We start from the raw sequence: 13,007 nt of genomic DNA, 5'->3' as shown, positions 1-13,007 counted from the left end.
GACAGGCGGCTGGACGATCCGGTGACGGGTCGTGCAGCGGCGGGATTCGGCGGCTGCGACGCGTTCAGGAAAGTTTCTGCCGAATGCCGCGTCATGAATCGCGTCATCCGTCATCTCTAAGGTGGCGGCAATGAACAGCCGCCCGTCCTCACCCGAGAGGACCAGCCCGACCGGCGTGCACCCACACGCCCGCACCGGCGCCGCTGCGCGCCCTTGCACCGGCACGCCTGCGCGTCACCCAGCGCGCAGGAGTCGTCGGTCGTGCCTCCCTCCCGGATATGTGGAGCCGACGCCAATGCGTCGAGCCCCACGTGAGGCGTCCGTGGAGAAAGGGAAACACTGTGAAGAACGACGTGATCGGGTCATCCCGTGAACGCTTGACCAGCGTCCGGGCGGTGCTCGCGTTCGCAATCTGCCTGGTGCTGATGGTCACCGCGAACGTGCTCATGATCGGCTCCGCCGCTCACGCGGCGGCGGGCACGCCGATCTCGATCGACGACGTGGCATTCGTGCACGACGAATTCGACGACGGCAGCCAGCAGGAGGTCACCGTCAAGTGGAGCGTTCCCGGTGAAGCTGCGAACCCGGTCGCCGTGACGATCGACCTGCCCGAAGGCCTCAGCGGCCACGAGGACCGATTCGCGATGCTCGACCCCGACGGCAACGCCGCCGGGGAGTGCGTCGTCTCGAGTTCGAGCGTCACGTGCACCGTCGATCCCGCATACATCGACGGGCACGAGCTCGACATGCAGGGGGAGTTCAACTTCCGGGTGAACGTGTGGCTCGAGAACCTCGAGACCGAAGAGCACGTGTTCGAGTTCGGCGACATCAGCGACACCGTCACGGTGGGCCCCAACCCGAGCCGGTGCTTCGAGAACTGCGAGTTCGGCGGCTGGGGCGCATGGAAGGGCGGCTCGTACCAAAACCTGCAGGACACCATCAGCTGGTGGGTCGGCGTGCCCGGCGGAGCCGACGGCATCCCCGCCGGCCGCGACATCGTCGTCGAGGATCAGCTCGACCCCAGCGCATTCGAGCTCATCGGCACCCCCGTCGTGTACGAGGCCCGTTCGCTCTCCTACGATTCGCTCGGACGCCAGAACCCGGTCTTCGCGGCCAAGCCCGCGTCGGAGGTCACCGTCTCCGCCGACGGACTGCGTGTCGAATTCACCTCGGTGAGCGGGCTCGGCGCCGGTGCGCCAGAGGGTCAGCAGGGCATCGGCGGTTCGATGTACGAGGTCGTCTGGACCGTGAAGGTGCTCGACGAAGGCAAGGCCAAGACGTACCAGAACACCGCGAAGTACACCGTCGAGGGCGCCGAGTCCGGCTCCACGACCGGCTCCGCGACGCGTGTGTCGGGCTCGGGAACCGTGGTCGGCCGCAACTTCGGCAAGTTCCAGCTCACCAAGGAGCTCGCCGGTGACACCTCGCTCACCCCCGAGTTCACGGTGAACTACACCGCGACGCTCGACGGCGCCGTGACCGAGCAGCGCACCATCGCGCTGCACGCCGGGCAGTCGTTCCTCAGCGAGGAGCTCTTCAAGGGCACCACGATCACGCTCGACGAGATCATGCCCGTCGACCCGTCGAACGTCACGTGGGCCGACCCGGTCTTCGTGCTGCCCGACGGCTCGGAGAGCGAGCGACTCGAGTTGACGTTCTCGTCGGCCGACCGCAACCTCGGCGCGGTCACCCAGATCCGCCTGCAGAATCGCGCGACGCTGCAGAAGAGCTCGCTCACGGCCCACAAGACCGTCGTGAACGACGACGGCATGCGCATCCCCGAAGACACGACCTTCACCCTGAACTACCGGTGGGCCGCAGACCCCGCCAAGGGCATCCCCCAGGGTGGCGGTTCGATCGAGCTGCCGATCGACGGCGAACGCGTCGAGATTCCGAACCTGCCCATCGGCGCAGTGGTCGAGTTCTCGGAGAGTGCTCCGGCCGTCGTGCCCGGGGCGACGTGGCAACCGCCGGTGATCGAGCCGGCTCGTGTCGTCGTCGACGAGACCAGCCCCGACGTCGAGGTCGCAGTGACCAACACGCTCACCCGCGACTACGGCGACTTCGAGATCGTCAAGCGCCTCGACGGCAACGCCGCCGGGCTGGTCGACGACCCGACGTTCACCGTCGAGTGGTCGTACCCCGCCGACCTTGAACGCGGCGTCTACGAAGCAGGCAGCGGCGTCGTCGAGGTGACCGCGGGAGGCGCGGCCACCGTCGTCGAGCACCTGCCGGCCGGCGCGACCGTCACCCTCGAGGAAGTGCTCGAGAAGATCGAGGGCGGCACGTGGGCCGAGCCGGTCTTCAGCCAGAAGACCTTCATGGTGGTCGCCGGCAACCGCATCACGATCGACCTCGACAACGAGCTCACGCTGAATGCCGGGTACTTCTCCGCGCGGAAGGCGATCGACGGCACCGGTGCGGAGCTGGTACCGGCGACCGACACGTTCACCATCCACTACGCCTACGAGGCCGGCATCGGCTTCGCCGCCGGTGAAGGCGATCTCGTCGTGACGGCCGACGGGTCCGTCTCGACCAGCAACCCGCTGCCCTACGGCGCCGTGCTGCACCTCGCGGAGCTCGCGCCCCAGCCGGTGGTCGGCGGCACCTGGGCCGCGACGCCGGTCTTCTCGGCCGACACCGTGACGATCGGCGACGGCACGACCGTCGACGTCGAACTCACCAATACGATCACGCGCGACGTCGGCTCCTTCGCCCTGCAGAAGCGGGTCGAGGGCAGCGGTTCGCACCTCGTCGATTCCGACCGCGAGTACACCTTCACCTACGAGTACGCGGCCGGCCCGAGCTTCGACGCCCTCGAGCCGACCGAGGTCACCGTGCCCGCCGACGGCACGAGCGTGACGGTCGACGACATCCCGGCAGGGGCGGTCGTGACCGTGCTCGAGGTCGCCCCCGAGGCCGTCGTCGGCGGCACCTGGAGTGCGGTGCAGTTCACCGAGTCGAACACCTTCGTCATCGGCAAGGACCAGCAGACCGAGCTGCTCGCGGTGAACACGCTGCACCTGAACGACGGGTTCCTCTCGGTGCGCAAGGCGGTCACCGGCTCCGGTGCCTCGATGCTGCCGGGTGACGCGACCTTCACCGTGCGCTACGAGTACCCTGCCGGCGCGGGCTTCTCCGGCGGTGCCGGCCTGCTCACCCTCTCGGCCGGCGGCGACGCCGTGACGAGCGAGGCGATCCCCTTCGGTGCGGAGGTGACGCTCACCGAGCTCACCCCTGCCGCGGTCGAGGGTGCCAGCTGGGCCGGCGCCGCCTTCAGTGAGGGCGTCGTCGTGATCGGCGACGGCACGGTCGCGGAGATCGTGCTGACGAACACGCTCGAACGACACCCCGCCGCGGGCCTCGCGTCGACGGGCGTCGACGGCCTCGTGCCGGCCGTGGCCGGCGGGGCGCTCGTGCTTGCGTTCGGTGCCGCGCTGCTGCTCCTGGCCGCGGCCCGCCGCCGCCGCGCGTAGCGGTCCCGCGCTGAAGGTCGGGTCGCGTATCCCCCGGTGCGCGGCCCGGCCTTCATCCATCCCTGCATGCTCGGAGCGGTCGTCGACCGTGCCGATGAAGTGTCAAGCAAGCTTGACTTCATGGTGTCCGCTGCCTATCGTGTCAAGTGAACTTGACCAAGGCGAATGGAACGAGGCATCCCGTGAACGAACCCGACGAGACGGCACGCTACCGGGACCAGAACAGAACCACCGTGCAGTTCGCGCTCTGGACCCTCGCCTGGGTGGCGACCCTCGCTGCGGCCAGGTTCGGCCCCGAGCTCGTGTGGGATGCGCAGGAGCAACCGGCAGCGAGCTGGGCCGCGGTCATCGTGAACGTCGTCGTCGGCATCGCCTGGATCATCGCCTTCGCTCGCTTTCTTCGAACACAGGACGACCTGTGGCGCAAGATCATCCTGGACGCGCTCGCGGTCACGCTCGGAGCAGGGTGGGTCCTCGGGTTCGCGTACGTCGTCGCGGACGCCGCCGGCCTGGTCGCCGACGACCTCGACATCGCGCTGTTCCCCGTGCTCCTCGGAGCCGTTTACCTGCTCTCGGTCGTCGTCGGCAAGATCAGGTACCGATGAAGAACCGCATCGCGGAACTCCGGGCCGAACACGCGTGGACGCAATCCGACCTCGCTCAGCGCGTCGGCATCTCTCGGCAATCGATCAACGCGATCGAGACGGGCAAGTTCGACCCGAGCCTCCCGGTCGCGTTCCGTCTCGCCAAGCTGTTCGACCTGCCGATCGAGGGCATCTTCACGGATGAATAACGCGTCAGTCCGCCGGCGCCCAGCCGATCGCGGGCGCGACATGCTCCGCGATGGCGGCGAGCAATCGGGTGTTGTAGGCGACACCCAGCTGGTTGGGCACGGTCACGATGAGCGTGTCGGATGCCGCGACGGCGGCGTCGTTCGCGAGGTCGGCGGCGATCTTGTCGGGCTCGCCGATGTAGCTCTTGCCGAACCGGGCGAGGCCGCCGTCGAGGTATCCGACCTGATCCTCGGCATCGGATGATTCGCGCTCGCCGAAATACCTGCGGTCCTCGTCGTTCATGAGCGGCAGGATGCTGCGCGACACCGACACCCGCGGGGCGCGCTCCCACCCGGCGTCGGCCCACGCGTCGCGGTAGATCCGGATCTGCTCGGCCTGCAGTTCGTCGAACGGCACGCCGGTGTCTTCGGTGAGCAGGGTCGAGCTCATGAGGTTCATGCCCTGCTCGGCTGCCCACTTCGCCGTCGCGCGGGTGCCTGACCCCCACCAGATGCGGTCGGCGAGCCCGGGCGACTGCGGCTGGATCGGCAACAGCCCGCTCGATCCGGTCATCTGCGGGTTTGCGGGGGCGACGCCCGCGCCGGCGATCGCCGCCCGGAAGAGTTCGGTCTTGGCACGGGCCAGATCGGCGTCGGTCTCACCCTCGGGCGGAACGAAGCCGAACGCGTGGGAGCCGTCGAGCGCCGTCTCGGGTGACCCGCGGCTGACGCCCAGCTGCAGGCGGCCCTCGCCGCCGGCGTGGGCGCTGATGAGATCGGCCGCCGCAGCCTCCTCGGCCATGTAGAGCGGGTTCTCGTAGCGCATGTCGATGACGCCCGTGCCGATCTCGATACGGTTCGTGCGCGCGCCGATCGCCGCGAGCAGCGGGAACGGCGAAGCGAGCTGGCGCGCGAAGTGGTGCACGCGGAAGAAGGCCCCGTCGATGCCGAGCTCCTCGGCCGCCACGGCGAGCTCGATCGACTGCACGAGCGCATCGCCGCCGGTGCGCGTGCCCGATTGCGGCGACGGATGCCAGTGGCCGAAGGAGAGGAATCCGATGCGTTGCTTCACCTTGACTACAGCGCTCTGAGGCATCCGACCATTCCCTACCTCAGAGAGCCGGGCAGGTCAGTGCGATGAATAGGGCGATCACCGGATGCCCGGTGGCCCCCTTAGAGAGGAATCTCGAGACATACACACACAGGAGTCGACATGTTCATCTCGGAAATCACCTTCCCCCATCTGCAGGCCGCGCACGACGCGCAGTTGACGCGTGATCTCGAGCGGCGGCGCATGCTGGCCGAGCGGCTCGAAGGCGAACGGCCGGGCGCCTCGCGGTTGCGCGCCCGAGCCGCAGGTCGACGCGTCGCCGACGCTCAGCGAACGCCGCGCGGCGGCAGAGTCGCGACGAGCTGACCGGCGGTGCTGGGGTCGCTCGGCGCGAGGGCGGCCCCGAGGCCGCACGCCTCGCACGGCCCGTGCCTCCGGCGTCGATAGGCGAGGGCGCTCACGAAGAGCGCAGCACCCCACACCGAGAAGAACACCTCGGGGAGGTTGAACGCCCAGGTCTCGGCGGTGATCCCGTCGACGAGCACGATCCGCAGGTACATGAACGACGCCGAGGTCACCAGGACCGAGATGAGTATCGCGGGCACGACGGCGAGCATCGGCGGCACCCGTCGGCCGCGAAGGCCGATCATCCACCGCGGGAACACCTCGCCCCAGCGCTGGATGAGACCGAGCGTCAGCACCGCCCCGATGATCCCGAACGACGCCAGGGCGGCGCCGGCCATCCACAGGCCCTGATCCTTGCCCTCCTGGTAGGCGTCCGGGTCCATGCCGAGCGAGAATCCGAGCGCCCATGCCCACCGGGTGGCGCAGTAGATCAGCGGCGCGGCGATCGCGATCCACGTGGCGCGCCGTCCCCAACGATCCACGAAGGACCGTTCGTCCGCACCCGTGCGCCCGCAGACGCCGCAGGAGCCTTCGACGCGGCGACGGTAGGCGACCGCGGTCAACGCCCAGCCGATTCCCGCGAGCAGACAGATCAACAGGTTCACTCGTGGTGCCAGGTAGAGGTCGCCCCATCCGCTTCCCTCGGGCCAGACCCCGAGCAGCTTGGCGATCGCCAGGATCGGCGTGTAGGCGAACACGACCAGCGTCCGATAGTCCTGGATGCCGACCGTCAAGACGATCGCGAGCAGCCAGGCGTAGGCGGGGAGCAGCCGGCGCGCCCAGCGTCCGGCAACGCCTCGCGCCATGATGATCGCGACGACCGCGCCGGCGAGCCCGATCGCGGCGATGATCGGGCCTGCGACCTCAGGGGTGGCCTGCCCCAGCAGTGAGACCTTGACCGCGGCGCTCGGCTCGGCCATCAGCTCGGGGTCTCCCGTTCCGAACGGGAAGCCGCCGCCGCCGAGCGACCACCACACGCCGAGCGCTCCGTACGCGGCCGACCACGCGGCCACGACGTATCCGATCCACGCAGTCCAGGTTCGTCTCATGGTTCAAGCCTCGACCGGCCGACCCCCGAAGGCCATATGCCGTTCGGCACATCACGCCGGCGCCGGCTCGCGAACTCATGCCGATCGACACGGTGGCGGCCGGACCCGAGCCCGTAGGCTCGTCTTCCATGGATCGACGAGGCTCGGCCGCCGCTTCCACAGCCGTAACCGTGGCCGTGGCTGTTGCCGGGTCGATCTCGGTCGTGATCACCGTGCTGGTCCGGACCGGCCTGCTCACGACGCGCCGGACCGAGAACGGCGCGGCGTGGCTTCTCGTCGAGCCGCTCGTGCTCGCCGGCCTCGTGTTCGTCGTCGTCCGTTGGTCGCCTCCGCGAGGGGCGGCGGTGGCCGGGTCGCTCGCCGCCGCCGGGTCGGCGCTGTGGGTGCAGCGCTTCCTCTCCGACGAACCGCCCCTGGATGCGGTGTTCGCGAGCGCGGTCTGGCTGATTCCCTCGCTGGCCGCAGGCACGGTCGCCTGGTATCTGTGCTGGGCCGCGGCCGAGCGGACGCGGGCCATCGCCCTCGCGCGGGCGGAGCAGCGGCTGCGACTCGCGCTGGATCTGCACGACTTCGTCGCCCACGACATCAGCGAGATCGTCGCGCGGGCGCAGGCCGGTGCCGCGGTGCTGCCGTTGGGCGACCCGCGAGTGGCTGAGTTGCTCGGGCAGATCGAGGCCGCCGGGCTGCGAGCCCTCGAGTCGATGGACCAGACCGTGCACGCGTTGGGCGAAGGCCGGGATCCCGTCCGACTCACCCGGGGTGGCATCGATGACATCGACGAACTGGTGCGGAGGTTCGCCTCCGCCGGTGAGGTCGCTGCAGTGGTCGATCGACGACTGACCAGTGACGTCGACGCGACGATCGGCGCGGAAGCGTACCGGGCCGTGGTCGAAGCGCTCACGAACATACGCCGCCATGCCGTCGGGGCGACGCAGGTGACCGTCGCTCTGAACGAAGTCGGCGCGCGACTGCTCGTGTCGATCATCGACGACGGTGATGGGCGATCGGCGACTGCACGCCCACCCGTCGGCGGACTCGGCCTCGCCGCCATGGCCGATCGGGTCGAGCGCCTCCGCGGCAGTGTGGAGGCAGGGCCCCGGCCACCGCGAGGCTGGCAGGTGACCGTCGCCCTGCCACTGTCACAGAACATCGACCGAGGAGCGACAGCGTGACGATTCGGCTCGTGATCGCCGACGACCAGCGCGGGATCCGGGATGCCTTCCGCATGGTGCTGGACGCCCAGCCCGACATGGCCGTGGTCGGCGAGGCCCCCGACGGCACCGCCGCCCTCGAGTTGGCGCGGCGACTGCGACCCGACGTGGTGCTCGCCGATATTCGCATGCCGGGGCTCGACGGGCTGGACCTGACACTGGCTCTCGCCGGTCCCGAGGTCGTCGAGCGCACTCGCGTGATCGTGGTGACCACCTTCGATCTCGATGAGTACGTCTATGCCGCGCTGCGCAATGGCGCGTCGGGATTCCTCCTCAAACGTTCCGGGCCCGCGCTGCTGGTCGAGGCGATCCGTGCCGCCATGTCGGGCGACACCCTGATCAGCCCACAACTCACCGTGCGGTTGCTCCGCCATGTGGTGGCCCCGCCGACTCCGGCCGGCGATGATGCGAACCTCAGCGACCGGGAGCTCGAGGTGGTGCGGCTGGTCGCGCAGGGGAGGACCAACGCGGAGATCGCCGATGACCTGTTCATCAGCGCCGGCACCGCGAAGAACCACGTCGCGAACATCGGACGCAAGCTCGACGCGCCCAACCGCGTCGCGATCGCCGCCTGGGCGTGGTCGACGGGCCGCGCCGAGGCCGGCCGGGGCTCACAGCGAACGGGTCGGTGAATCCCATCCCCAGCCGTACCCGGTCGCGACGATGCCGGCGACCGGAACCTCAGCCCCGCCCGGATACGGACTCCGGCCGTTGTCCCAGAGAATGTGAGCGACTAACATTATGGGATGACCCTCGCGAAGAATGCGCCGTCGCCGCGCCCGTCGAAGCGCGAGCGAACACATGCGGCGCTCATCGAGGTGGGGCTCGAACTCTTCGAACGCCAGGGCTACGAGTCGACCACCGTCGACGAGATCGCTCGCGCCGCCGGCGTGACCGAGATGACGTTCTTCCGGCACTTTCCGGCGAAGGAGCACCTGCTCCTCGATGACCCGTACGACCCGCTGCTCATCGCCGCGATCGGCACGCAACCGCGGACGGATGCCCCGTTCCTGCGCGCTGCTCGCGGGGTGCGCGCCGCCTGGCGCGCCGTGCCCGAGCCCGAGGCGCCACTGATCCGGCGTCGCGTGCGTCTCGTCGCGCAGACTCCGTCGCTCCGAGGCGCGATGTGGCGCTCGACGGGCAACACCGAGCAGTCGATCGTCGAGCAGCTGGTGGCGGATGGCGCGGCGCCGGAGGTCGCGCGGGTCGCCGCGGCATCCGTGCTCGCCGCCCTCGTAGCCGGAATGTTCTCGTGGGCCGAGCGCGAGTCCGACACCCTCGCCGACTCGATCGAGCGCGCCCTCGACGTGATCGACGTGCGCCATGACTGACCTGCGGCTCGACGCGCGGGGTCTCGTGCGCGAGTTCGCGGGCGGCGCCGGCGTGCACGGCGTCGACCTCACCATCGCACCGGGCGAGATCCATGCGATCGTCGGCCTCAACGGCGCCGGCAAGACGACGCTCATGCGCCTCGCGCTCGGCATGCTCCGCCCGCAGTCGGGCACCGTGCACATCGACGGCATCGAGATCGCGGATGCCCCGGCGTCGGTCTGGGCTCGAGTGGGGCAGCTGGTGGAGCATCCGCTCGCCTACGCCGAACTCGACGGCAGGTCGAACCTCATCGTCGCCGCACGCCTGCACGGCATCGATCGCCGCGCGGCCGGCGAGCTCGTCGACCGGGCGATCATCGAGTTCGACTTGGCCCGGTATGCGGGCGTTCGGGCAAGCCGCCTCTCGCTCGGCAATCGTCAGCGCATCGGCCTCGCCGCGGCGCTGCAGCACGACCCGGCGCTCATCGTGCTCGACGAGCCGACGAACGCGCTCGATCCGGCAGGGGTGATCCTGCTCCGCGAGGCCATGCTCCGACGGGCGAGGGCCGGGGCCGGCATCCTCGTCTCGAGCCACCACCTCGACGAGGTCGCGCGCATCGCCGACCGCATCACCGTCGTCAACGCCGGGCGCGCGATCGGTTCGCTCGACCCGGCGGGCGTCGATCTCGAGCGCGCCTTCTTCGCGATGCTGCACGCCGACGACCAGCACAGGGAGGGGGCCGCATGAGCACCCTCTTCGGCACGGCTGTCGCGATCGAGGCGCGCAAGGCTGCGGCGTCGCGGGTCATGCTCTCGATCACCGTCATCCTCGTGATCGGCGTCGGCCTGCTCGCGCTCGGCATGCTCTTCGGCGCGGCGTCGGGCGATGCGCAGGTGCTCGCCAAGCTCGGCCCGCTCGCCGGCCTCGGCGGCTGGGCAGGGCTCGTCGGGGTGGTCGCGCAGATCACGGCAGCCGGTGGCCTGCTCGCCTTCGGTGTCGCGCTCAGCTGGCTGTTCGGTCGCGAATTCGCCGACGGCACGGTCGGCAACCTCTTCGCACTGCCGGTGCGCCGCTCGACGATCGCCGCCGCGAAGCTCGTCGTGTACCTCGCGTGGTCGGTCGGCGTCGCGGTGGTGCTCACCGCGGCCGTCGCGGCGCTCGGTCTCGCGTTCGGCTACGCCGCGACGGATGCCTCGGGCGTCATCGAACTCGTGCGGGTTCCCGTGCTCGTGGTGCTGACCGCGCTCGTCGCCGTGCCCGCGGCGTGGGTCGCCACCCTCGGGCGCGGGCTGCTGCCCGGGATCGCGGCCACGGTCGGCCTGATCGTCGTCGCCCAGGTCATGGCCGTGATCGGCATCGGCGCCTGGGTGCCGCTCGTCGCGCCCGCGCTCTGGGCGATCGACCCCGGCGCGGTGCCGGTTGCGAGCCTCGCCATCGTGCCGAGCGTGCCGCTCGCGTTCGGAGCGCTGTGCGCACTGAGCTGGTCGCGTCTGCAGCTCGACCGCTGAGGAGGCAGTGCCCGTGAGCGGTGGCGCCAGGGAGCGGAGTGAGGCGTTCCCCTGCCTGGGTCTCGATACGCGGCCTCCTTCGTCGGTCGCTACTCGACCGGCGGGGTGTTCAGCCGAGCAGCTCGTCGACGCGATTCGAGGTCGGCATGCGCAGGCCGTCGAGTGCCACTGCGATGACGTCGTCGGCGAGCTTGTCGGCGTCCTCGCGGCCGCCGGGGCGGTACCACTCGACGATCGAGTTGATCATGCCGAACAGCAGACGCGAGACGACGCTCGCATCGATGTCCGAGCGCAGTGTGCCCTCGGTCTGCGCTTCCTCGACGAGGGCGGTGACCGCCTTGTCGAAGGCGCGACGGCGAGCCAGGGCGCGGCGTTCGACCTCGGTGTTGCCGCGCACCCGCAGCAGCAGCGTCACGTTCGCGAGCTTCGAGACGAGCACGTGCACGGCGCCGCGCAGCACCTGGTCGACTCGGTCGGAGGCCCGCCCGCCCGCGGCATCCGCTTCGCGCAGAACGCCTTCGAGCGCGCTCAACGCATCGTCGAGCGCGCGTTCGAGGATCTCGTCCTTCGACGCGAAGTGGTGGTAGATCGCCGACTTCGAGAGACCGAGGCGGTCGGCGAGCACGCCCATGGAGGTCGCGTCGTAGCCGTACTGATTGAAGGCGGCGACGGCGACTTCGAGGATGCCCTGCTGGTCGTAGCCAGGGCGCCCGCGTCGAAGTGATCCGTTCTCAGACATCGCCCTCAGTCTCCCATCCTCGACCCGCGCAACCGCGAAGTGACGCGAATCGACGTTCTCTCGCCGATGAGCCTCGATTCGCGTCACTTCGGCGACCCGCTCAACCGGCGACCCGCTCAACGCTCAGTTGCGCGCAGGTCGTAGACGCGCTTGTACTTGCCCTCGCTGCGCGGCAGGGCGCCCGGCTCCTCGAGGCACACGGCGACGGTCGACCCGATGCCCTCCTTGATGCGCTTGGCGAGCACGACCGTGGCGGCCCGGCAGACGTCGACGTCGAGGTCGGGGTGCCGCTCGATGCGCACGGTCAGGTCGTCCATCGTGCCCGTGCGGGTGAGCTCGAGGATGAAGTGCGGCGTGAGCTGCTCGATGCCGAGCACGATCTCCTCGATCTGGGTCGGGAAGAGGTTCACGCCGCGCAGGATGATCATGTCGTCGTTGCGTCCGGTGATCTTCTCGATGCGGCGCATGCCGGGCCGCGCGGTGCCGGGAAGCAGACGCGTGAGGTCGCGGGTGCGGTAGCGGATGACGGGGAACGCCTCTTTCGTGAGCGACGTGAACACGAGTTCGCCCATCTCGCCGTCGGCCAGCTGCGCGCCGGTCTCGCCGTCGATGATCTCGGGGAGGAAGTGGTCTTCCCAGAGGTGCGGCCCGTCTTTCGTCTCGAGGCACTCGTTGCCGACGCCCGGCCCCATGACCTCGCTCAGGCCGTAGATGTCGAGCGCGTCGATGCCGAGGCGCTGCTCGAGTTCGTGGCGCATCTCGTTCGTCCACGGTTCGGCGCCGAGCACGGCCACCTTCAGCGACGTCGAACGGGGGTCGATGCCCTGCTCGACCATGCAGTCGGCGATCGTCAGCAGGTAGCTCGGCGTGCAGAGGATCGCATCGGGCTCGAAGTCGACGATGAGCTGCACCTGCCGCGCGGTCTGCCCGCCCGACATCGGAATGACGGTCGCTCCGAGCTTCTCGATGCCGGCGTGCGCGCCGAGCCCGCCCGTGAAGAGCCCGTAGCCGTAGGCGTTGTGCACCTTCATGCCGGGCCGGATGCCGCTCGCCCGCAGCGACCGCGCGATGAGCGTCGCCCAGCGGTCGAGGTCGCCCTTCGTGTACCCGACGACCGTGGGCCGACCGGTGGTGCCGCTCGAGGCGTGGATGCGCGCGACCTGCTCCATCGGCACGGCGAACATGCCGAACGGGTAGGTCTGGCGCAGGTCCTCCTTCGTCGTGAAGGGCAGCTTCGCGACATCCGACAGCGAGCGGATGTCGCTGGGGTGCACGCCGGCGTCGTCGAACTTCTTCGTGTACAGCGGCACGTGCTCGTAGGCGTGCCGCACGGTCTGCTGCAGACGCTCCAGCTGCAGGGCCTCGACCTCGGCACGGGACATCCGCTCTTCGGGATCGAGCTCGTCGGGGGATGCGGGGGTCAGACCCGAGACGGTGGGGGAGGAGGTCGTCGTCGACACTGGGTGCTCCGGAGGGTGAGGGTCT

Annotated in this window: 13 protein-coding genes; 9 read left to right on the top strand and 4 right to left on the bottom strand. The window is 69.7% G+C overall.

Annotation, left to right across the window (positions count from 1 at the left end; genetic code table 11):
- Positions 1-377: 377 nt before the first annotated feature.
- The 3 genes from AC6CH0_RS02935 (at position 378) to AC6CH0_RS02925 (ending at position 4,269) form a co-directional block, all read left to right on the top strand.
- Positions 378-3,476, top strand: a complete 3,099-nt coding sequence (locus AC6CH0_RS02935; protein WP_498098195.1) for a DUF5979 domain-containing protein — start codon at positions 378-380, stop codon at positions 3,474-3,476.
- 182 nt (positions 3,477-3,658) lie between these two features.
- Positions 3,659-4,081 (top strand): hypothetical protein, encoded by a 423-nt coding sequence (locus tag AC6CH0_RS02930; RefSeq protein WP_498098194.1) that lies wholly within the window; start codon positions 3,659-3,661, stop codon positions 4,079-4,081.
- A complete protein-coding gene (locus AC6CH0_RS02925) occupies positions 4,078-4,269 on the top strand; it encodes a helix-turn-helix transcriptional regulator (RefSeq protein ID WP_498098193.1) in 192 nt (63 codons plus the stop codon). Before AC6CH0_RS02930 ends, AC6CH0_RS02925 begins: the two co-directional genes overlap by 4 nt.
- Before the next feature lie 4 nt (positions 4,270-4,273).
- Here AC6CH0_RS02925 and AC6CH0_RS02920 read toward each other — a convergent pair whose 3' ends face one another.
- Complete coding sequence (locus AC6CH0_RS02920; protein WP_498098192.1) at positions 4,274-5,344, bottom strand: LLM class flavin-dependent oxidoreductase; 1,071 nt, start codon at positions 5,342-5,344, stop codon at positions 4,274-4,276.
- Positions 5,345-5,461: 117 nt separating this feature from the next.
- On the opposite strand from AC6CH0_RS02920, the gene AC6CH0_RS02915 reads away from it, so the two are divergent.
- Positions 5,462-5,665, top strand: coding sequence for a hypothetical protein (locus tag AC6CH0_RS02915; protein WP_498098191.1), 204 nt, complete (start codon positions 5,462-5,464; stop codon positions 5,663-5,665).
- Here the strand turns inward: AC6CH0_RS02915 and AC6CH0_RS02910 are convergent.
- Positions 5,626-6,753 (bottom strand): hypothetical protein, encoded by a 1,128-nt coding sequence (locus tag AC6CH0_RS02910; RefSeq protein WP_498098190.1) that lies wholly within the window; start codon positions 6,751-6,753, stop codon positions 5,626-5,628. The two genes, AC6CH0_RS02915 and AC6CH0_RS02910, sit on opposite strands and share 40 nt — an antisense overlap.
- A 128-nt stretch (positions 6,754-6,881) precedes the next feature.
- On the opposite strand from AC6CH0_RS02910, the gene AC6CH0_RS02905 reads away from it, so the two are divergent.
- The 5 genes from AC6CH0_RS02905 to AC6CH0_RS02885 all read left to right on the top strand — a co-directional run bounded on the left by AC6CH0_RS02905 (position 6,882) and on the right by AC6CH0_RS02885 (position 10,783).
- Positions 6,882-7,925 carry a sensor histidine kinase gene (locus tag AC6CH0_RS02905; protein ID WP_498098189.1) on the top strand — a complete coding sequence of 348 codons (1,044 nt, stop codon included), beginning with the start codon at positions 6,882-6,884 and terminating at the stop codon, positions 7,923-7,925.
- Positions 7,926-7,936: 11 nt separating this feature from the next.
- Positions 7,937-8,596, top strand: a complete 660-nt coding sequence (locus tag AC6CH0_RS02900) for a response regulator (protein ID WP_498098188.1) — start codon at positions 7,937-7,939, stop codon at positions 8,594-8,596.
- Between the two features lie 114 nt (positions 8,597-8,710).
- Entirely contained in the window at positions 8,711-9,295 is a 585-nt protein-coding gene (locus AC6CH0_RS02895) for a TetR/AcrR family transcriptional regulator (RefSeq protein WP_498098187.1), read from the top strand.
- A complete protein-coding gene (locus tag AC6CH0_RS02890) occupies positions 9,288-10,022 on the top strand; it encodes an ABC transporter ATP-binding protein (protein ID WP_498098186.1) in 735 nt (244 codons plus the stop codon). Before AC6CH0_RS02895 ends, AC6CH0_RS02890 begins: the two co-directional genes overlap by 8 nt.
- Positions 10,019-10,783, top strand: coding sequence for an ABC transporter permease (locus AC6CH0_RS02885; RefSeq protein WP_498098185.1), 765 nt, complete (start codon positions 10,019-10,021; stop codon positions 10,781-10,783). The genes AC6CH0_RS02890 and AC6CH0_RS02885 overlap by 4 nt, the downstream gene beginning before the upstream one ends.
- 109 nt (positions 10,784-10,892) lie before the next feature.
- Here AC6CH0_RS02885 and AC6CH0_RS02880 read toward each other — a convergent pair whose 3' ends face one another.
- The gene (locus tag AC6CH0_RS02880; protein WP_498098184.1) at positions 10,893-11,522 is read right to left on the bottom strand and encodes a TetR/AcrR family transcriptional regulator; all 630 of its coding nucleotides are present in this window, start codon (positions 11,520-11,522) and stop codon (positions 10,893-10,895) included.
- 116 nt (positions 11,523-11,638) lie between these two features.
- Positions 11,639-12,982 carry a phenylacetate--CoA ligase PaaK gene (gene paaK, locus AC6CH0_RS02875; RefSeq protein ID WP_498098183.1) on the bottom strand — a complete coding sequence of 448 codons (1,344 nt, stop codon included), beginning with the start codon at positions 12,980-12,982 and terminating at the stop codon, positions 11,639-11,641.
- Between the last annotated feature and the right edge of the window lie 25 nt (positions 12,983-13,007).

Source organism: Agromyces sp. GQ35 (assembly GCF_059758475.1).
This window is presented reverse-complemented; position numbering and strand designations above follow the sequence as displayed.